Source organism: Arsukibacterium sp. UBA5043 (genome assembly GCA_002415085.1).
Taxonomy (GTDB): domain Bacteria; phylum Pseudomonadota; class Gammaproteobacteria; order Enterobacterales; family Alteromonadaceae; genus Alishewanella.
The window spans coordinates 676208-694492 of the sequence record DIBV01000017.1 but is presented as its reverse complement, the minus strand read 5'-3'; the positions used below and the strand labels follow the sequence as shown (position 1 = coordinate 694492).

The following is an 18285-nucleotide window of genomic DNA, read 5'->3' as shown; positions in this document are numbered from 1 at the left end:
CAATACTGATTGTATGCTGCAGCAAATTCAGATTTTTAAAATAACCCGATCGCGGCCGGCTTTTTTAGCTTCATAAAGTGCTTCATCGGCCCGGTCGAAAACCTGACGGCTGGTATCTTCAGCGGTTAATTGACTAGCCCCAAAAGAAATGGTGATAGGGACTTTCTGATTTTTAAAAGTAAAAACAATACTTTTTATTTTTTCTCTGAGCGTATTTAACGGCGCGGTCAGCTCATCCAGCGACGTCTCCGGAAACAGGATAACAAACTCCTCACCACCATAACGGGCAATAAAGTCAGTCTCGCGTAAACCTTGCTGCAACGCTCTGGCGATGACTTTTAAGGTTTTATCGCCTGCGCTATGGCCATAATTATCATTAATACTTTTAAAGTTATCCACATCAGCCAGCGCGATAGATAATGGTTTTTTATAACGTTGCCAGCGCTTAATTTCCAGGGCAAGCCGTTCGTCAAAAGCAGCACGGTTAGGAATTTCAGTGAGCGAATCCTGTAAACTGCGGAAGTTTTGTTCTGCCAGTTTGGTTCTGAATGTCTGGGCTTCGGTTTCCAGTTCTGTTAAACGCAGCTCCATGTCTTTTAGGGTTGACAACATGGTATGGCGTTCCTGGGTTTCAAGTTGTTCTTTTGTCTTTAATGCATCACTTATGTTGCCAAGACGCTGGGTGACCAGCTGTTTAAGTTGCTCCAATGATGTGGCATTTCTGGTGCTCTGACCAAGTTGATCAATTTGCTGCTCAATTTGTTGGTTGAGCTTGTCCAGTTTTAAGTGAAGCTGGTCGGTATTTTTTAACGACAGGCTTACGGCGTGTTGAACTGAAGATAGCGCGTCATTAAGCTGCAGCAAAAAATGTTCTGCTGACAGCCGTTCTTCGTTGATGCTGGCAACAATTATGGTAATGGTCTGCAGACAGGCATCAAGCAGGGCTTCGATGGACAGCGTGTCCAATAAACTTTGCCGGATCACAGCGATCTGGGGGGCACTCTTTTCAGCAAAAGCTAATTCGCTTAGCAAATTAGTTAACTCTACACTTATTTGACGACAAATATGGCCGTAGCGAACGTCGTCAGCCTCGCCAGTATTATAAAATTGCTGTTTAGAGTGCAGCGCCGTTTGATACAGGTTGGTCAGGCTGGTTAAATGAGGCAAAAAAGCCTGCACTGTTGATGGTGGTTCAGCCACGTTGCTCAGTAGTAGTCGCAAATCACGGCGCAATTGGTCAGGTAAACCTTTTTGTTGCTGTAATAGTTTGCCGGCCTGATTTAACTGTTGCTGAATTTCTTTAATTTCACGTTGCTGTTTGCTATCGAGCAATTGCAGGCTTTGGCTGGTATCGGTAATAAACGGGATAAGCTTTTCAAGGTCGGTGCCCTTGGTTAATTCAGTGCGTAATTTAGCCAGCCGGTTGTCCAGCTCCAGGTCGGTTCCCTTGCAAACCAGCGATAAACGAACAACAAACTGGGCCAAAATCTTAAACTGACTTTCATAGGCATTTTCTAACTTTTTGCGCGCGTTAATCGCGTTAGCCAGTTGTTGCTTTACATCGTCTTGCAATGGCTGCACCTTAAACATTTAAATGTTAAAAAAGCGGTTTAGTTTTAAGTATATCTGTAAACAACGGAAATGCGATCACTGTTTCAATATTTTATCCGCAAAGAAAAACAGCGAGCCTAAGCTCGCTGCAGGGGAGGGTACATTGTTAACTCAGCCTTTGGTGCTTGTACAGCTTACTTATAAAGATAATAAGGCAACCAGGATGTTTCTTCGTCAGAAGTCAGATGTTGCATAACAGGCGGTCCTTCTTGTTATTGCACCAGGTTAGTCCGTCTAACCTGGTGCTTTATTAAAGCAGAATGTCGCTCATTATGAAAGTCAGCATGTAGCATTACACGCCGGGTTACAGGTCTGGCAACTGTAGAGTGTTATTTACAGGCATAATCAGCCTGTTTGCGCTGAATTTCTGAAAGCTGCCCTGAAAGGTTACCGTTTACTGTCGGCTCAGCCGCAAATTGGGTAACTGATAACTGGCACTGGCTCTTACTGGATTAATATCCAGGCCACCACGACGGGTGTAACGGGCATACACCAGCAAATATTCTGGTGCACAGCGTTGCCAGATATCCAGAAAAATACGCTCGATGCATTGCTCATGAAACTCGTTGTGACTGCGAAAGCTAATCAGATAACGAAGTAGAGCTGCATGATCAATGGCGTTGCCGCGGTAATGAATATACACACTGGCCCAGTCAGGCTGGGAAGTGATCAGGCAATTCGATTTCAGTAAATGCGAATGTACTTTTTCTTCAATTGTCTCTGCAGCCGCTGTCAGTTGCAACAGGCTGGGATCATACTGATAGCTGTCGATAGTAATATCCAGATCATCAATACAGTGGCCAGGTATCCAGGTTGGCTGAAAAACCATGATTTCATTGACGTTATGCAGTGTTACCTTGACAGTGCTGCCAGCACAGGCCGCTAAATCCCGTTGGAGCGCCTGATAAACCTGACGCAAATCGTCAAACCGGCTTTGGTTAAAGCTGTTTAAGTATAGTTTGAAAGATTTAGATTCAATCAGGTTTGCTGACGTTACCGGCACTACGAAGGTGGCTAGCGCCACCATAGGTTTGCCTTTAGCGTTTAACCATGACAATTCATAGCCATGCCAGATATCTTCGCCGATAAAAGGCAGAGGATCAGACTGGTCAAGCCCGAGGGTGTCTCTGCCAGACGTGCGCGGCACTGGTTGCAGCAGGCTGGGATCATATTGTTCGGCATAGGCCGTCGTTTTGCCAAGGGTTAACCCGGCCATAATTTCTGAGTGGCTTTTTGTCATTTGGCTGGTAATCCGGTTAGAATGCGCCGATCTTAGCATAACTTCATGTCAGAGTAGAGAGGATGTCCGTGTTGTCATTAGCAGAAAGCTATCAGAATTTTATTAGCCAAACCCTGAGCTGGCACCAGCAACATAACCTGACGCTGCAGGCATGGTCCGCAGAGCCAGCTAATCCGGCACCCTGTCAGTTAAATGTACTGGATGATAATTACGTAAGCTGGCAGCCGGTACTGCAGCAACCGCCAGCTGATTTCAGCAATGTAGAGCAAGCTCTTGAGCTGCAGCTGCATTCGGATATTAAGCAATTTTACAGTTTATATTATGGTGCGGGCCTGGGCGCTAACCATAACCGTGGGCCGCTGCAACTGCTGATGGTCTGGGATGAGGCTGATCTGGCCAGATTACAGGAAAACATTATCGGCCACATTTTAATGAAGCGGAAACTAAAGCAACCTGAGACCGTTTTTTTTGCCTTAACTGATGATGATAGTATTGTGTTGTCGGTGCTGAACCGCAGCGGAGAGGTATATCTGGAAACGGTCGGAAAAGATGTCAGCGAAAAGCTGGCAGATTCACTAGTCGAATTTTTTAAGCAACTGCAGCCAGCCGCATATCAGGGCGTCTGACATTCCCAGGCAATGTTACCAACAAGGAGGCAGCTGTCGCATTTAAAATCAAACAGCTCCAGTAGTGGTGTTGTTAATCGCCAGGCAGCGCCACAGCCCGGACAGCGTTTAGCAGTTTCAGCACTACAGTTGTTGCTACTGCCACTGTAAAGGGCGTAATAAACCGGCAGAGCATTGTGCTGGCTTATTTTTTTTGCAAGCTGGCGGCCTTGGCGGTTCAGCGCGCTGTTAAATTGCTGCAAACTGTTCTCGGCAGTTTTCTGCAACACCCGCCGCTGCTGTTGCTGCACCTCATCCAGCGCCTGAAACTGTATTTGCCAGCGGATCAGGCTCTCATGGTCAACACCTTCTGCTGGTTGTAATTGATAAAGTGGTACCGGCGCCAGATCAGCCAGATTGCGAAGTGGCGAGCAGTTATCACTAAAGGTGGTAAACAGGACAAGTTTCTCTGCAAGTTGTTCGCTACTATGCTGCGACATAATGTCCATTCCCAGCACTTGTATCTGTGGATAGGCTAAACCGGCGCTCATCAGTTGCTGCTCGGCCTGCAATACTCTGGCGCTTAGGGTTGAGCGGTGCAGTGCCTCTGGGGATGGAATAACCAGCCTGCAGCAGAAACGGTCCTGCTGCCAGGCAGTTGGGAATTCCCGGCCAAGAATATTGCCATTGAAAATAAGGGCTTCACTAAAATTGCGAATAGCGGCTTCAGCCTGGCTGAAACTGGTATCGGCAATTACTTTATACGTTAGTTCAGCCAGATACATGCTGCTGCTCCAACAACGCCAGAATTCTATCAAGCTTGGCTTCTATCCGTTGTAATTGTGAGGCGGCATCGTCAGGCACCGACTCTGTTAACCGCTTATCCTCTGCTGGCAATTCAGCGATGTCAGGTAATGCAGGTTGCTTACGCCATTGCTGATAAGCCGAAAATAGCGCTGGCGCAGTAAGCTGGCCACTCAGTCGGGCTTTAAATAAAGCCAGACTGGGAGTTTTGCCCTCTTGCTGCAAGCGAATGGCGACCTGGTTGAGTAAATCAGTTACTGATGGCATGTGAGGTACTTATTTTGACTACTATTTGGTGAAATTTAGCATTTTCAACATCAGATAGATAGAGCGTTAAGTTTAACGCTATGATTTTAAATGATAAAAAAACTGGTATCGTATTTGCTTTATAATTTAAAGTATTGGTTACCCGAGCTGATACAATATCAACATAAAACAATAATTATTGGAGTAGTAACATGATAGTAAAATCTCTTAGCTTATTAATTGCGGCTAGTCTGTTGACTGGTTGTGTGGTGGCCATCGGTGATAAAGATTATGAGGATGGCGACAGTGCAGACAGCGAATGGCGAAGCACCCAGCAAGCAAATCTGACCCAAATTAATCAGCTGCAGCCTGGCATCGCGTTTAGTCAAGTCGTGTCACGTATGGGCAATCCGGATTTCACCGAATATCTGGTGAAAGACACGCAGCAGGTACAGGTATTATTTTACCGGACCCAACATAAGCGCAGTGATGGTAAAACCACAAAAGACGAGTGTACCCCGCTGGTTTTTATTGATGGTCAATTGCATAGTTGGGGTGACAAAGCGTATCAGCAGTTGTAACACGGCTACTTTGAATTATCTGTTCCCAGCGTGCACACCGGATCGTACTGTCGCTCTTCCCCCGGATTAATTGTGCAGCTGGGCATTCAACTCATCTATCGTCATTACCCAATCGGCATCCTGTTTAAACGACTCCCGGATAAAGTTGGCCTGGGCCTGACTCCAATATGGCGCATCGACCAGTGCCACATTTTCCGGCAACTTATGATTGCTGATAAAGCGCTTAATATCGTCAGGTTTATTGTCCAGTCCCAATTGCATAAATAAGTTAGCCATATTGTGCTCAGAGGTATCCATCGTTGCTCCTGTTATTGTCTACCCATATACCATTAAGCATAGTCAGTACCCTGCAATATGGCTAATTCCGGCCGGCAGCATGGCAAAAATGCAGCTTGGCAACGTCATAACTGGCTGCTATTGTGATTGAAAAAACAACAATAAGAGAACAGCGATGAGTGCAATACTGAGTACATTTGATCCTGACCATTTAAAGGCAGCATTACTTAACGGAGAAGAGCTGAAACTGGCCGCTTCTTTACTTTATCAGTCGTACCACGATGATCCGCTTTTTTTAATAATTTTCCGCGGCGATACGCCTGACTATGAGCAACGGCTACGCTCTGCGATACGCGAGGAGTTGAACACATTCTGGCAGGCCGGCCAGCCAGTGGTCGGGTTGTTTCATGCTGAGCAATTACTCGGTGTAGCTTGTGTTGTCGGGCCTGATTCTGGTATTGGTAGTAACCGGCTGTGGCATTGGCGTTTAAAGATGTTATTAACGGCTGGTTTCGTCTCTACCCGGCAAATGCTCGAAAAAGAACAGCGTATTCATGCCGCCATGCCTTATGAGCGTTATCATATGCTGGCGTTTATTGCTGTTTCACCCAAATATCAGCATCTTGGCCTTGGCCACTATCTTATTCATGCTGTTGATAGCATTGTCGACGAAGATGAAAGTTCAAGCGGTATAGGTGTTTTTGTTACGTTTGCCAAATATCAACCTTTTTTTGCCGACGATCAGTATCAGAAAGTCACGGAGCTGGCATTTGGCTCTGTCAGTGGTAGCCTGATGTTCCGCCCCCGGCAGGCTGAAGCGCCGGCCGTTGTAAATGATAGGAAAAGCAATGATGTCGCGGTTTAACAGTTTTCGGGCGTTTTATCCTTACTATCTGAGTGAGCATCGCCATCCGCAATGCCGAACGTTACATTATATCGGTAGTACACTGGTTATTGGCGTGTTGCTGTTTAGTGTGCTGACCGGGCAATGGCGCTGGCTTTGGCTGCTACCGCTTATAGGCTATGGTTTTGCATGGCTGGGACATTTGATCTTTGAACACAATAAACCCGCGACGTTTAAACACCCGTTGTATAGCCTGCTGGCTGACTGGGTTATGTTGAAAGACTTTATAACCGGTCAGCTTAAACACAAAATGCCGCCCCTTTAACTAATTTGCGTTAAATGCGATGTGCCGGCAGGTTAAACGCGGCAAGACGCATACCCGTTAACAACAGTTCGGCGGGGTAGCGGCTTTCGCCATCCGCGCTGAAGTCGACCTGATACAACGTAATAAAACGCATTCTGCCATTAATTTTACGGAAGCTGTGGCCGTTGCGGCCGCAGTCCAGCATTTGCAGCTCCTGCTGCTGACAAAGCTGCTTTGCCAGCAGTCTGGCGCGTTCATCTTGCTTACGTTGTAACCAGAACAAATAACAAATAGTGCTGATTAACAGCAGCAATAATACCGGGCCCATAAACGTCTCCTTAAATGATTGGTTGATAATGCTGGCGAAATTGCTCTTTTACAAGAGCTGGCTGGCGTTAAAGCTTGTGGTAAACTGCGAGTCTTACAAAGAGGTCGTTATGTCAGATGCGGTTAAATCTTTACTTGATCAGCTTGAAACCGAATTAAAACAGCAACAGTTGTGGCGTGATTCGTCGCCAGGCGCTGTCGCTTTGGCAAGTACATTGCCTTTTTGTTGTGACACGCTTCGTCTGGAGCAATGGTTGCAGTTTATTTTTTTGCCGAGGATCAGGATGTTGCTGCAAACCAGGCAGGCCTTGCCCGGTAACGTCAGTGTGTTGCCCTATGCTGAAGAAGCGTTTAAGGCTCAGAAGGACCGTTTACTGCCCTTGCTCCAGCTGATTAAACGCATTGACAACGTACTGACGGCTGAGCAATGAGTTCAGCCGAACCTTTTGTGCTTGATTCGCCACTTAAAATTTTGTATCAGGATCAGTACCTTGTCGCGGTGGATAAACCCAGTGGTATGCTGGTGCATCGCTCATTTTTAGATAAACATGAAACCGTTTTTGTGATGCAAACATTGCGCGATCAAATTGGCCAGCATGTTTTTCCGGTGCATCGCTTAGACAGGCCCACCTCTGGCGTATTGCTGTTCGCGCTATCGTCGGACATCGCACGTTTGCTGGGTGAACAGCAAGAACAGAAACAATGGCGTAAGCATTATCTGGCGGTCGTTCGCGGTTTTTTAGCGCAAGGGGGGGAACTGGATTACCCGTTAAAAGAGCAGCTGGATAAAATTGCTGATAAATACAGCCGGGATGACAAAGCACCGCAACAAGCTATTACCCGATATCAGCCGTTACAGCAGGTAGAGCTGCCGATTCCGGTAAGTAAGTATCCGGCGGCCCGTTACTCGCTGGTGGCATTACAACCGCTCAGCGGACGCAAACACCAACTGCGCAGGCACCTGGCACATTTACGTTACCCCATTGTTGGCGACACCAGTCACGGTGATGGCAAGCATAATGCTTTGTTCAAAAAGCACTTTAACTGCCGCCGTCTGCTCTTGCTGGCCAAACAGCTCCAGTTGCCTCATCCGGTTACAGGCGAAACTTTAGTGTTAAACGCCGGTCTGAACGAACTTGAGCCGCTGTTTGAGCAATTTGGCTGGCCCGTGGATGAGCGTTATTTTCAGCAGCAATTCGCTGCACACTTTCTGGAGGAAAAATGGCAAAAATTGCCCTGATTGTAGGTTCGGTATATGGCGGCGCACAGTATGTTGCTGAGCAAGCGTTGCCTTTATTAACTGAACTGGGTCACGACGTCGCCTTATATGAAGAACCCAAACTGGATGAGGTAATGGTATTCGAACCGCAGGTGTGGCTGGTCATCACTTCTACTACCGGACAGGGAGATATTCCTGATAATTTGCTGCCATTTTATCTTGATGTGAAAAATCGCTTTCCCCTATTAACTGATAAGCAGTTTGCGGTGATTGCGTTAGGCGACAGCAGCTATGATACTTTTTGTAGTGCCGGAGAACAGATGCGTGAGTTACTGGTAGAAATCCAGGGCAATGAACTTGCCCCCATGCTGCGAATTGATGCGTGCGAGACCCTGGAACCGGAGACTGTCGCCTTACCCTGGCTAGAACAACACGCTAAAGAAATCTGAGAAGGGCAATGCTAATGCCGCCTGTCAGGCAGATAAGTACTGTGGATATTATCAGACTTCTGGCAAGTGGCTTGCTTCCCAAAAACACAACCATTCCGCATTTCACCAGGGTATTACTTAACGCTGCTACCGTAATCGCACCAGCTGCCAGGGTCAGGCTACCGGTAGCTGACCGGGCGTAATCTGCCATTGATAAGGTGATGGCATCCACATCGGTCAACCCGGCAACTGCGGCCAGCAAATACAGAGTTTCACTGGGTGTATATAGCTGAACAAATTTTACCATGATCAGAATCACGGCAAAAAACAGACCGAATTTTATCGCGGCAATCAGGCTAAATGGATTCTTGACCGACACTTCGCTTTTTTCCGGAACGGCAAGTTGCTCTTTATTGCCCCGCCAGTAGTACATGGCGGCCAGTGCTGCGGTAGTTGTTGCCATGGCTCCGAACGGAATCAGTAGCAACGGTAACAAAGGTTTAAACACGATCGTTATCGTTACAAGTACTCTGATAAACATCACCAGCCAGGCCAGCAGAATGCCGGTAGCCTGAGTGTCAGCAGCCATGCTGTTACCTTGAGTTTTACTGTTGCGGGCAAAACTAAGGGTGGTAGCGGTGGATGATGCCAGACCGCCGGTAATACCGGTCACTACGGTACCATGGGCTTCGCCGAGCCAACGAACCGCGACATAACCCAGCAGTGACATTGCAGAGATAAGAACGACCAACAGCCATAACCGGTAAAGATTCAATGCCTGCCATGGATCAACGGGTTCTTGTGGCAGTAAAGGCAGGACAATAAAGCTGGCGATTAACAGTTTCATAATGGCGTACAGATCTTCATTGCCAATTTTGTCGACCAAGCCATGCAACGGCTGCTTAAATGTCAGAACGGCTGAGGTTAAAATACCCAGCATTACCGCCAGCTCGGTATAACCATACATTACCGCGCCACCGAGCAGGCAGACCGTAATTGCACTAATTTCGCTGGTTAAACCACCAAACTCATTGCGATGGCGGTTTTGCATAGCAAAAGCGACCGCAGCCACCCCGCCAACGACAAGGATCACCATAATAAATAGCCAGGGTGCCTGGAGATGCAATGACAACCAGGCAGAAATTGCCCCTGCCTGCGCCACCAGAATAAAGGTGCGCAAGCCGCCAAAACTGGCTGGCTGCACATTGCGACGGTGTTTTTCGCGTTCCATGCCGACCAGAGCGCCAAGCAGCAGGGCAATAAGAAATTTCTGAACCAGCTCAAAATCAAATGCATTCATGTAATAAGCAGCTCTTAACAGTATTTGTCGAGTTTACGGTATTGGGCCTGCCCAGGGCGGTTTTGCTCCGGATCATTTTGCAGTGCCAGCTTATCGACCCACATCGCGGTTGCGCCACAGACAGCAATGGGCATGACAAATAAATTAAACAACGGAATCATGCAGCCAATATTTACCATGATGCCGAAGCTGTAGCTACTGGCGGGTTGGCCACGTAACTGACCTCGCATCGTGTCAAAGTCAATTTTATGGTTATCAAAAGGATAGTCCAGATACTGGATTGCCATTAACCAGCTGGTAAACAGAAACCACAGCACCGGGCCGATAACCGGCAAAAATAAAAATAAAATAAATAAAATAATAGCCCGGGGCAGCGCGTAGCGTAACTTTTGCCATTCGCGCATTAGCATCCTGGGCACGTCTCTGAAAAAACCACTCAGACCCACTTCGGGCAATGGTTTACCGGTTAAATGCGCTTCTACTTTCTCACTAAGCAGGCCATTAAAAGGCGCGGCAATAAAATTGGCCATCATGGTAAAACTGTACGCCAGGCCAATAACCAGCGACATTACGCCAAGCGGAATAAGCAGGTATTCCAACCAGTGTAACCAGGAGGGCAGGTAGGCTTGCACCGCGGCAACCATTGCTGCAACTTGTTGTAACAGCACATAAAAAGCCAGCGAAAATAACATTAAGTTAATTAGCAAAGGGATAAGAACAAAGCGCTTTAGCCCTTTGGTACCGATGAGTGTTGCGCCCTGGAAAAAATAATGCACTTGCCCTCCGTTATTCCCACCGCTCTGTTGATAGCAGCTAGTATAACGGTTCGGCCACAAATTTTGATTAAATCAGAGCGTTAATATGGTAACAGAATATATTAACGGCAACAGAATTAAACCAACACCACAGAGTGCTGGCCTAACCGCTGGATTTTTATGCTAGAATGCGACCTGCTTTTTGTCGCTAAGCGGCTTCACCGGTTCGGTTATTAACTAAGGGTAATATATGGCAATGTTGGGCTCAGCGCTGGTATTTGGTTTAACCACACTCTCTTTCCTGACAGGATTAACCTGTTTGATATCGGCGTTGCTGGTGCCGGCTGACGTCGGGCCAGAGCGACGTTTTGAAAAACGGCTGGAATATAGCATCTTCGCAGTAGCCGGACTGGTTTGCTTTACCGTATTGCAGATATTTGGCTAACGACAGTTAGCGAATAAAAAAAACGGCAGGAAAATCCTGCCGTTTTTTTATTGTCAGAGCGCTCTGCCAGCAATTGGCAGAACCCGCTACAGTTTATTCCACACTGCGCAAAAGGGCATTAATTCCTACTTTAGCGCGGGTTTGTGCATCCACCTTTTTGACAATGATAGCGGCGTACAGATTATGACTGCCGTCCTTTGCCGGCAGGGTGCCTGGCACCACCACTGCGCCAGCAGGTACCCTGCCATAGCTGATTTCGCCGGTTTCCCGATCATAAATCCGGGTGCTCTGACTGATGTAAACGCCCATCGATAATACGGCGCCTTCTTCAACAATGACACCTTCAACCACTTCTGAACGGGCGCCAATAAAACAGTTGTCTTCGATTATCGTTGGATTCGCCTGTAATGGCTCCAGTACGCCACCAATACCGACACCGCCTGACAGATGGACGTTTTTGCCGATCTGAGCGCAGCTGCCGACGGTGGCCCAGGTGTCAACCATAGTACCTTCACCAACATAAGCGCCAATGTTAACGTAGCTTGGCATCAACACCACGTTTTTGCCGATATAACTGCCCTGACGTGCTGCTGCAGGCGGTACCACCCGCACGCCGTCGGCGCGGAACATGGCATCGGTATAATGAGCATACTTCATTGGCACTTTGTCAAAAAAGCGGTTTTCAGCACCGTCCATAACGGCGTTGTCGTTAATTCTGAAAGATAACAAAACCGCTTTTTTCAGCCATTGGTGAACCACCCATTCGCCTGCTATTTTTTCGGCAACCCGTGCTTCGCCGCTATCAAGCAGCGCGATGGCCTGTTGTACCGCTTGCTTTATTTGCGGCGATACCGTGCTGGGGGTGATATCGGCACGAAGCTCAAATGCATTTTCAATAATGCTTTTTAATTCAGACATGATGATTGTTCAGCCTTCTGTTTCCTGTGAGAGTTGTGAAATCAGTACCCGTTTAAGCTGGCTTTGTTCATCGCTGCTTAATGCCTGGTCCTGGGCATTTGATAACATAAAAAAATCTTCGGCCCGCTCGCCGATGGTGGTAATTTTGGCGGCGTGAATATTAACCCCGCAGCGTTGAAATACTTCACCGATATCTGCCAGTAAACCAGGCGTATCAAGGGCGGCTATTTCAATCATGGTGCGTGTTTTGGTGTTGCCCGGCAAAAATACCACCTTTGGTGGCACATTAAACTGGCGCATCTGGCGGGACAGTCGCGGTTTTTGCCGGGATAAATCCGGTTTGCCCGCAATATACAACTCCAGCGCCCGCTTGATGCTGGTTAATCTTGAAGGTGAACTGACAGGTTCACCATTTTGTTCAAGAATAACAAAGGTATCCATAGCATAACCATCTTTGTTGGTCATGATCTGAGCATCAAAAATGTTGACTTTTTTACTGTCAAGCGCTGCCACTAAGCGCGCAAATAATCCTGGTTGATCCGGGGTATGGATAAATACCTGAGTACCGCCGCGGATCGGGGTTTTACTGATCAATACCAAAGGCTCGGTACGGTCTTTATGGCGCAGAATATGTTCACAATGCCAGGCGATTTGTTTGGCACTATAGCGGGCAAAATAGTCGGCTTTAATTCTGCTCCACAAGTGCAGAATTTCCGTTTCACTAAAGGTTTGTTTTAGCAGCAGCGGCATTGCTTCGCTCTGGTTTTCGCGAATTAAATCGCGTAAATCCATTGGTTTTTCCAGGCCCCGGCGAAACGCTTTCTGGGTGGCCAGAAATAACTCGCGTAGCAACGAGCCTTTCCAGTCGTTCCAAAGATTATCGTTAGTGGCCCGGATATCGGCCAGGGTCAGACAGTACAGATAATTAAGGCGGGTTTCGTCACGCACTTTCTCTGCAAACTCGGTCACTACCGCCGGATCGTGAATATCGCGGCGCTGGGCGGTAACAGACATCAATAAGTGGCTTTCTACCAGCCAGGCGACCAGTTTGCTGTCGAACTCGCTGAGCTTATGCAACTTAGCAAATTCACGCACATCCATGGCGCCCAGTTCAGAGTGATCGCCACCCCTGCCTTTGGCAATGTCATGAAAAATACCTGCCAGATACAAAAGCTCGGGTTTTTCCATCCGCTTAACAATATCGGTACAAAGCGGGAATTCACTTTCATGTTCAGGCTGGGTGTATTTGTACAGGTTCTTCAGCAAGCGGTGAGTATGCTCATCTACCGTGTAAGCATGAAATAAGTCAAATTGCATCTGGCCGACAATATTGCGCCATTGCGGTAAGTAAGCCGCCAGTACCCCATAACGATGCATCAAGGTAATGGCTCTGTCCATGCCCCGGGGGTGGCGCAGCAACGCCAGAAAGAGTTGGCGGCAGGCTTCATAATCCTGTAAATCGCCCATTAAGCGCCGGCGAACCTGACGCACTAAGCGCAGCGTGGTGGAATGGATACCAGTAATATTCGAATTGTTAGCAATATGCCAGAACAAGCGCAACAGGTTGTCGCGACGAGCAAAAATGGCATTGTCACGTGCTTTAATTAAATGGCCGCTCAGTTCAAAATAATCGTCCAGTTGCTGAACTTTTACCTTGCTACCCTGATTTAAAATACTGCCCTCAAAATGCTGCAACAACATCTCGTTTAATTCACTAACCCGCTGCACGGTTCGGAAAAAGCGCTTCATCATCCGTTCTACTGACGCTTTGCCATCAGCGCCAAATCCCAGCCGCTCAGCCGCAGCTGGCTGATAGTCAAACAGGATCCGGTTTTCATTGCGTCCGGCTTCAATATGTAAAGCAAAGCGCATTTGCCACAGGTAGGCTTCACATTCCATCAGCTCCTGGTACTCATCTTCCGTCAGATACTGATAAGCGACCAGTTCGCGCATCGTGCGGGTATTAAAGTGCTTCTTGGCTACCCAACCAATGGTCTGAATATCGCGCAGACCACCAGGATTAGCTTTCAGGTTAGGTTCTAAATTATAAGCTGTACCGTGATACTGAGCATGACGCTGCTGTTGTTCGTGCCTTTTAGACTGGAAGAATTGCTGACTGCTCCAGAAATCGTCACCGTTTATTTCCTGCTGTAATTGTTCAAACAAGGGCTTGTTACCGGTAAGCAGGCGCATCTCTAATAAATTAGTGGCGATGGTAATGTCGTCTTTACCCAGTTTAATGGTTTCTTTTAACGTGCGGACGCTGTGACCCACTTCCAGACGCAAGTCCCATAAACTGGTAATAAAGCTGGCAATAGCGTGTTGTTGCTCAGTGGTCAGGCGCCGGTCTGACAGGATCAGTAAATCGATATCGGAATAAGGATGAAGCTCACCGCGGCCGTATCCGCCTACGGCAATTAAGCTTAGGTTGTGTTCCTTAGACAGTGCAAAATGTTGCCACAACTGGCTTAGGACGGTATCGACAAAGCGAGCCCTGGCTTTTACCAGGCCATTGATCGGCTGGTGTTCAAAACTGCGGACCAGCCAGTCATGGAAGTCGTTAAAATGCTTTTTATAATTTTCCAGGGTAAAGCTGGCGGGCAATGACCGGTTAAATTGTAATGTTTGCGTCATGCGACTTCCTGCTGAACGGTTAGTGAGCGGTTACTCTGCTATCAAGTGGCGTTCCAGTGTCTCATCACTGCGTAAGGTCAGAATTTCGCAGCCATCATCGGTGACCAGTAGGGTATGTTCAAACTGAGCGGATAGGCTGCGATCTTTGGTCACCACGGTCCAGCCATCTTTTAACATTTTGCTATGGCGACCGCCGGCGTTGATCATCGGTTCTATCGTCAGGCACATGCCGGTTTTCAGCACTTCACCCGTGCCTGCTTTGCCATAGTGCAGCACCTGGGGGTCTTCATGAAACACTGCACCAATACCGTGACCACAGTATTCACGCACCACAGAATAGCTGTGTTTTTCAGCGTGTTGCTGAATAGCATGACCAATATCGCCCAAGCGTACGCCGTTTTTAACCAGCTTTAATGCCAGATATAAACATTCCTGGGTAATTCTGATTAAGCGCTCAGCCATAATGCTTGGTTTACCAACGACAAACATTTTAGAGGTGTCGCCATGGTAACCATCTTTAATAACAGTAACATCGATATTAACGATATCACCTTCTTTTAATGCTTTATCATTTGGAATGCCGTGGCAAATTACCTGATTGACTGAGGTACAAATTGACTTGGGGAAACCGTGATAATTAAGCGGTGCAGGAATGGCGTGCTGCTGATTAACAATATAGTCATGACAGATGGTATTGAGTTCGTCTGTTGTGATGCCGGCGGTTACGTGCGGCCCTATCATCTCGAGCACTTCTGCTGCCAGGCGGCCAGCGACGCGCATTTTTTCAATTTCGGCTGCGGTTTTAATATTTGCTGTCATCACTCTCTCTCGGTTACTGCTGTTACGGTAATCATTACGGTTACTATGACCGCCTGAAAAATACACATTTCATTGTGTTTGGCAGCTTACTATGGTATAAAGCGCGCCGCAAATTAGCAAATTGCATTGTACTTTTCTTTTCCGGGCACCGAAGCTTATTTTTGATAACTTCTGGTTCTTAGTTATAAAAAGCCGATGCACTGGTTTGCGAAAAACAAACTTAAATTTTAAATAACACACATGCATCGACACATATGCCGGGGTGCCTGCGCGACAGCGAGGGTCGGGGTATGGGATGCATGGAGGCCTAACCCCCAAACAGGAAATATTATCATGGCAAAAGTTTCTATGCGCGACATGCTCCAGGCGGGCGTCCACTTCGGTCACCAAACCCGTTACTGGAATCCAAAAATGAAACCGTTCATTTTTGGCGCCCGTAATAAAGTTCATATCATTAACCTTGAGCAAACCGTACCAATGATGAATGACGCGTTAGCGTTTATTCAACAGGTATCTGCCAAGAAAGGTAAAATTTTATTCGTTGGTACCAAGCGTGCCGCGTCTGAAGCCATCAAAGAAGCGGCAGCGAAAGTTGACCAATTCTATGTTAACCACCGTTGGTTAGGTGGCATGCTGACCAACTGGAAAACAGTTCGTCAGTCAATCAAACGTTTAAAAGACCTGGAATCGCAAAGCCAGGACGGTACTTTCGACAAGCTGACCAAAAAAGAAGCTTTAGACCGTACCCGTGAAATGGATAAGCTGGAAAAAAGCTTAGGCGGTATCAAGGACATGGGCGGCTTACCAGACGTGCTGTTCGTGATCGACGCTGACCATGAACACATCGCGATCAAAGAAGCCAACAACCTGGGTATCCCGGTAGTATCAGTTGTTGATACTAACTCTGATCCTAAAGGTGTTGACTATGTGATCCCAGGTAACGACGATGCTATCCGCGCTATCCAGTTATATCTGGCAGCGGTAGGTCAGGCTATCCAGGAAGGTCGTGACAAAAACATCGAAGTTCAGGCAGAAGCCGAAAGCTTTGTTGAAGCAGAATAATTTTTCTGAGATTTAAGTTTTAACGCTTAAAACAGAAGACCTTTGCAACAGGGGCAACTCTTGCCCCTGTTTGTCCAACCGGAATTAATACGAGGAAGCTCCCATGGCTGTAACTGCGGCTTTAGTAAAAGAACTTCGCGAGCGCACTGGCGCTGGCATGATGGATTGTAAAAAAGCGTTGGAAGAAACGGGCGGCGACATTGAAGCGGCCATTGATGCCATGCGTAAAAGCGGCTTAGCAAAAGCGGCCAAAAAAGCAGGCCGTATTGCTGCGGAAGGCGTTATTATCACTCGCGTTGCTGACGGTTACGGTTTAGCCGTAGAGTTCAACTGTGAAACTGACTTTGTTGCTCGCGATGCGAACTTCCTGGCGTTTGCTAACAGTGTTGCTGATTTGGCGCATGCTAATAAGTTATTCACTGCTGAAGCGATACTAGCGGCTGATTTAAATGGTACTTCAGTTGAAGATACCCGCGCGACGCTGGTTGCCAAAATTGGTGAGAACATCAATGTACGTCGCGCTGCTGTTGTTGAAGGTGACGTAATTGGTCAGTACGTGCACTCTGGCCGTATTGGTGTATTAGCGGTGCTGGAAGGCGGTAACGAAGACGTGGCAAAAGACGTAGCCATGCACGTTGCAGCTAACAACCCAAGCTATGTAAACCCGGAAGACGTATCTGCTGAAGTTGTAGAACGTGAGCGTCAAATCCAGATCGATATCGCGATTAACAGCGGCAAGCCGAAAGAAATCGCTGAGAAAATGGTAGCCGGCCGGATGAGCAAGTTTACTGGTGAAGTAAGCTTAACCGGACAGCCTTTTGTTAAAGATCCGTCAATGAGCACCGGCGAATTCTTAAAGCAAAACAGCGCCAAAGCAGTATCTTTTATCCGCTTAGAAGTAGGTGAAGGTATTGAAAAGAAAGAAGAAGATTTTGCTGCTGAAGTAGCGGCACAGATCGCTGCGGCGAAAAAGTAATTTGCGCTTTAGCAAATTGGCAAAACCCGCTAGAATAACCGCGACCTAAGGTCGCGGTTTTTTTATGTCTTTTATCCAGCACTTTTCAGCACTAGGGGCACCTATGAGTATCAATCCAAAACCAACCTACCGACGCATTCTGTTAAAATTAAGCGGTGAGGCCCTGATGGGCGACGAAGGCTTTGGTATCGACCCTAAAGTACTGGACCGGATGGCACAGGAAATTAAAGAGCTGGTTGAGTTAGGGGTGCAGGTTGGCATCGTGATAGGCGGCGGCAATATTTTCCGCGGTGAAGGCCTGGCAAAAGCCGGGATGAACCGCGTAGTGGGTGACCATATGGGGATGTTGGCAACGGTTATGAACGGTCTGGCGATGCGTGATGCGCTGCATCGGGCTTATGTTAACGCCAGGATGATGAGTGCCATTCCATTAAATGGTGTTTGTGATAACTACAGTTGGGCTGAAGCGATCAGCTATTTAAAATCGGGCCGGGTAGTGATTTTCTCAGCCGGTACCGGTAATCCGTTTTTTACTACTGACTCTGCGGCCTGCTTACGGGGCATCGAAATTGAAGCCGATGCGGTGTTAAAAGCCACTAAAGTCGAGGGCGTTTATTCCGCTGACCCGGTAAAAGACCCTGCAGCCACGCTGTATTCTCAGTTAACCTATACTGAAGTGTTAGATAAAGAATTGAAAGTAATGGATTTAGCGGCGTTTACCCTGGCGCGGGATCATAATTTACAAATCCGGGTGTTTAATATGAATAAACCAGGTGCCTTAAAACGGGTGATAATGGGCGAACAGGAAGGTACCGTTATCGACCACGCCGAGAATTTACAGTAAACTAGCTGCCATCTTGGCTGCGGCTATATGAAATATAAGGATAACGA

The 18285-nt window shown here is 47.4% G+C and carries 22 protein-coding genes; 11 read left to right on the top strand and 11 right to left on the bottom strand.

What is annotated here, in order from left to right:
- Positions 1–27: 27 nt before the first annotated feature.
- Positions 28–1581: a GGDEF domain-containing protein gene (locus tag B2Q61_RS17160; protein ID WP_290618125.1), complete on the bottom strand. Its 1554-nt coding sequence runs from the start codon at positions 1579–1581 to the stop codon at positions 28–30.
- Between the two features lie 424 nt (positions 1582–2005).
- Complete coding sequence (gene queF, locus B2Q61_RS17155; protein WP_290617990.1) at positions 2006–2851, bottom strand: NADPH-dependent 7-cyano-7-deazaguanine reductase QueF; 846 nt, start codon at positions 2849–2851, stop codon at positions 2006–2008.
- Positions 2852–2919: 68 nt separating this feature from the next.
- Here queF and syd point away from each other — a divergent pair, with 68 nt between their 5' ends.
- Positions 2920–3477: a SecY-interacting protein gene (syd, locus tag B2Q61_RS17150; RefSeq protein WP_290622842.1), complete on the top strand. Its 558-nt coding sequence runs from the start codon at positions 2920–2922 to the stop codon at positions 3475–3477.
- Here the strand turns inward: syd and B2Q61_RS17145 are convergent.
- Together B2Q61_RS17145 and B2Q61_RS17140 are read right to left on the bottom strand one after the other, a co-directional pair.
- Positions 3465–4241, bottom strand: a complete 777-nt coding sequence (locus tag B2Q61_RS17145; RefSeq protein ID WP_290617986.1) for a DUF2310 family Zn-ribbon-containing protein — start codon at positions 4239–4241, stop codon at positions 3465–3467. The genes syd and B2Q61_RS17145 overlap by 13 nt on opposite strands.
- Entirely contained in the window at positions 4228–4527 is a 300-nt protein-coding gene (locus tag B2Q61_RS17140; protein ID WP_290617984.1) for a hypothetical protein, read from the bottom strand. The genes B2Q61_RS17145 and B2Q61_RS17140 overlap by 14 nt, the downstream gene beginning before the upstream one ends.
- A gap of 191 nt (positions 4528–4718) precedes the next feature.
- Here B2Q61_RS17140 and B2Q61_RS17135 point away from each other — a divergent pair, with 191 nt between their 5' ends.
- Positions 4719–5087, top strand: coding sequence for a DUF3192 domain-containing protein (locus B2Q61_RS17135; protein ID WP_290617982.1), 369 nt, complete (start codon positions 4719–4721; stop codon positions 5085–5087).
- Positions 5088–5153: 66 nt separating this feature from the next.
- Here the strand turns inward: B2Q61_RS17135 and B2Q61_RS17130 are convergent, their stop codons facing one another.
- Positions 5154–5384, bottom strand: coding sequence for a DUF2789 domain-containing protein (locus B2Q61_RS17130; RefSeq protein WP_290617980.1), 231 nt, complete (start codon positions 5382–5384; stop codon positions 5154–5156).
- Positions 5385–5538: 154 nt separating this feature from the next.
- On the opposite strand from B2Q61_RS17130, the gene B2Q61_RS17125 reads away from it, so the two are divergent.
- Positions 5539–6228 (top strand): GNAT family N-acetyltransferase, encoded by a 690-nt coding sequence (locus B2Q61_RS17125; RefSeq protein WP_290617978.1) that lies wholly within the window; start codon positions 5539–5541, stop codon positions 6226–6228.
- On the top strand, positions 6212–6532 hold the full coding sequence (locus B2Q61_RS17120; RefSeq protein WP_290617976.1) for a DUF962 domain-containing protein: 321 nt from the start codon (positions 6212–6214) through the stop codon (positions 6530–6532). Before B2Q61_RS17125 ends, B2Q61_RS17120 begins: the two co-directional genes overlap by 17 nt.
- 10 nt (positions 6533–6542) lie before the next feature.
- Here B2Q61_RS17120 and B2Q61_RS17115 read toward each other — a convergent pair whose 3' ends face one another.
- Positions 6543–6839 carry a DUF3301 domain-containing protein gene (locus tag B2Q61_RS17115; RefSeq protein WP_290617974.1) on the bottom strand — a complete coding sequence of 99 codons (297 nt, stop codon included), beginning with the start codon at positions 6837–6839 and terminating at the stop codon, positions 6543–6545.
- Between the two features lie 109 nt (positions 6840–6948).
- On the opposite strand from B2Q61_RS17115, the gene B2Q61_RS17110 reads away from it, so the two are divergent.
- The 3 genes from B2Q61_RS17110 to B2Q61_RS17100 are packed head-to-tail and all read left to right on the top strand — an operon-like array spanning position 6949 to position 8506.
- Entirely contained in the window at positions 6949–7269 is a 321-nt protein-coding gene (locus tag B2Q61_RS17110) for a YqcC family protein (RefSeq protein ID WP_290617972.1), read from the top strand.
- Positions 7266–8078, top strand: a complete 813-nt coding sequence (gene truC / locus B2Q61_RS17105) for a tRNA pseudouridine(65) synthase TruC (protein ID WP_290617970.1) — start codon at positions 7266–7268, stop codon at positions 8076–8078. The genes B2Q61_RS17110 and truC overlap by 4 nt, the downstream gene beginning before the upstream one ends.
- Positions 8060–8506 carry a flavodoxin gene (locus B2Q61_RS17100; protein ID WP_290617968.1) on the top strand — a complete coding sequence of 149 codons (447 nt, stop codon included), beginning with the start codon at positions 8060–8062 and terminating at the stop codon, positions 8504–8506. Before truC ends, B2Q61_RS17100 begins: the two co-directional genes overlap by 19 nt.
- Here B2Q61_RS17100 and B2Q61_RS17095 read toward each other — a convergent pair.
- Both B2Q61_RS17095 and cysZ read right to left on the bottom strand, forming a co-directional pair.
- A complete protein-coding gene (locus tag B2Q61_RS17095) occupies positions 8493–9785 on the bottom strand; it encodes an MgtC/SapB family protein (RefSeq protein WP_290617966.1) in 1293 nt (430 codons plus the stop codon). The two genes, B2Q61_RS17100 and B2Q61_RS17095, sit on opposite strands and share 14 nt — an antisense overlap.
- A 14-nt stretch (positions 9786–9799) precedes the next feature.
- On the bottom strand, positions 9800–10561 hold the full coding sequence (gene cysZ, locus B2Q61_RS17090) for a sulfate transporter CysZ (RefSeq protein ID WP_290617964.1): 762 nt from the start codon (positions 10559–10561) through the stop codon (positions 9800–9802).
- 229 nt (positions 10562–10790) lie between these two features.
- Here cysZ and B2Q61_RS17085 point away from each other — a divergent pair, with 229 nt between their 5' ends.
- Entirely contained in the window at positions 10791–10985 is a 195-nt protein-coding gene (locus B2Q61_RS17085; protein WP_290617962.1) for a hypothetical protein, read from the top strand.
- A gap of 93 nt (positions 10986–11078) precedes the next feature.
- Here the strand turns inward: B2Q61_RS17085 and dapD are convergent, their stop codons facing one another.
- From dapD to map, 3 genes are read right to left on the bottom strand one after another with little or no spacing between them, the layout of a single operon-like run.
- Positions 11079–11903, bottom strand: a complete 825-nt coding sequence (gene dapD, locus B2Q61_RS17080) for a 2,3,4,5-tetrahydropyridine-2,6-dicarboxylate N-succinyltransferase (protein ID WP_290617960.1) — start codon at positions 11901–11903, stop codon at positions 11079–11081.
- A 9-nt stretch (positions 11904–11912) separates the two neighbouring features.
- The gene (gene glnD / locus B2Q61_RS17075) at positions 11913–14537 is read right to left on the bottom strand and encodes a bifunctional uridylyltransferase/uridylyl-removing protein GlnD (protein WP_290617958.1); all 2625 of its coding nucleotides are present in this window, start codon (positions 14535–14537) and stop codon (positions 11913–11915) included.
- Positions 14538–14567: 30 nt separating this feature from the next.
- The gene (gene map / locus B2Q61_RS17070; protein ID WP_290617956.1) at positions 14568–15356 is read right to left on the bottom strand and encodes a type I methionyl aminopeptidase; all 789 of its coding nucleotides are present in this window, start codon (positions 15354–15356) and stop codon (positions 14568–14570) included.
- 333 nt (positions 15357–15689) lie between these two features.
- Between map and rpsB the strand changes: the two genes are divergently transcribed.
- The 3 genes from rpsB (at position 15690) to pyrH (ending at position 18238) form a co-directional block, all read left to right on the top strand.
- Positions 15690–16418, top strand: coding sequence for a 30S ribosomal protein S2 (gene rpsB / locus B2Q61_RS17065; protein ID WP_019674885.1), 729 nt, complete (start codon positions 15690–15692; stop codon positions 16416–16418).
- 103 nt (positions 16419–16521) lie between these two features.
- On the top strand, positions 16522–17394 hold the full coding sequence (gene tsf / locus B2Q61_RS17060; protein WP_290617954.1) for a translation elongation factor Ts: 873 nt from the start codon (positions 16522–16524) through the stop codon (positions 17392–17394).
- A 103-nt stretch (positions 17395–17497) separates the two neighbouring features.
- Entirely contained in the window at positions 17498–18238 is a 741-nt protein-coding gene (gene pyrH / locus B2Q61_RS17055; protein ID WP_217667330.1) for a UMP kinase, read from the top strand.
- Positions 18239–18285 lie beyond the last annotated feature (47 nt).

What these genes read in the sequence shown, in the direction of transcription:
- B2Q61_RS17140 (WP_290617984.1), bottom strand. Translation starts at nt 4,527, where the DNA reads ATGCCATCAGTAACTGATTTACTCAACCAGGTCGCCATTCGCTTGCAG.
- map (WP_290617956.1), bottom strand. Translation starts at nt 15,356, where the DNA reads ATGACAGCAAATATTAAAACCGCAGCCGAAATTGAAAAAATGCGCGTC.
- B2Q61_RS17145 (WP_290617986.1), bottom strand. Translation starts at nt 4,241, where the DNA reads ATGTATCTGGCTGAACTAACGTATAAAGTAATTGCCGATACCAGTTTC.
- B2Q61_RS17110 (WP_290617972.1), top strand. Translation starts at nt 6,949, where the DNA reads ATGTCAGATGCGGTTAAATCTTTACTTGATCAGCTTGAAACCGAATTA.
- queF (WP_290617990.1), bottom strand. Translation starts at nt 2,851, where the DNA reads ATGACAAAAAGCCACTCAGAAATTATGGCCGGGTTAACCCTTGGCAAA.
- B2Q61_RS17130 (WP_290617980.1), bottom strand. Translation starts at nt 5,384, where the DNA reads ATGGATACCTCTGAGCACAATATGGCTAACTTATTTATGCAATTGGGA.
- B2Q61_RS17100 (WP_290617968.1), top strand. Translation starts at nt 8,060, where the DNA reads ATGGCAAAAATTGCCCTGATTGTAGGTTCGGTATATGGCGGCGCACAG.
- rpsB (WP_019674885.1), top strand. Translation starts at nt 15,690, where the DNA reads ATGGCAAAAGTTTCTATGCGCGACATGCTCCAGGCGGGCGTCCACTTC.
- tsf (WP_290617954.1), top strand. Translation starts at nt 16,522, where the DNA reads ATGGCTGTAACTGCGGCTTTAGTAAAAGAACTTCGCGAGCGCACTGGC.
- B2Q61_RS17095 (WP_290617966.1), bottom strand. Translation starts at nt 9,785, where the DNA reads ATGAATGCATTTGATTTTGAGCTGGTTCAGAAATTTCTTATTGCCCTG.
- pyrH (WP_217667330.1), top strand. Translation starts at nt 17,498, where the DNA reads ATGAGTATCAATCCAAAACCAACCTACCGACGCATTCTGTTAAAATTA.
- B2Q61_RS17120 (WP_290617976.1), top strand. Translation starts at nt 6,212, where the DNA reads ATGATGTCGCGGTTTAACAGTTTTCGGGCGTTTTATCCTTACTATCTG.
- B2Q61_RS17115 (WP_290617974.1), bottom strand. Translation starts at nt 6,839, where the DNA reads ATGGGCCCGGTATTATTGCTGCTGTTAATCAGCACTATTTGTTATTTG.
- glnD (WP_290617958.1), bottom strand. Translation starts at nt 14,537, where the DNA reads ATGACGCAAACATTACAATTTAACCGGTCATTGCCCGCCAGCTTTACC.
- dapD (WP_290617960.1), bottom strand. Translation starts at nt 11,903, where the DNA reads ATGTCTGAATTAAAAAGCATTATTGAAAATGCATTTGAGCTTCGTGCC.
- B2Q61_RS17135 (WP_290617982.1), top strand. Translation starts at nt 4,719, where the DNA reads ATGATAGTAAAATCTCTTAGCTTATTAATTGCGGCTAGTCTGTTGACT.
- truC (WP_290617970.1), top strand. Translation starts at nt 7,266, where the DNA reads ATGAGTTCAGCCGAACCTTTTGTGCTTGATTCGCCACTTAAAATTTTG.
- B2Q61_RS17125 (WP_290617978.1), top strand. Translation starts at nt 5,539, where the DNA reads ATGAGTGCAATACTGAGTACATTTGATCCTGACCATTTAAAGGCAGCA.
- B2Q61_RS17085 (WP_290617962.1), top strand. Translation starts at nt 10,791, where the DNA reads ATGGCAATGTTGGGCTCAGCGCTGGTATTTGGTTTAACCACACTCTCT.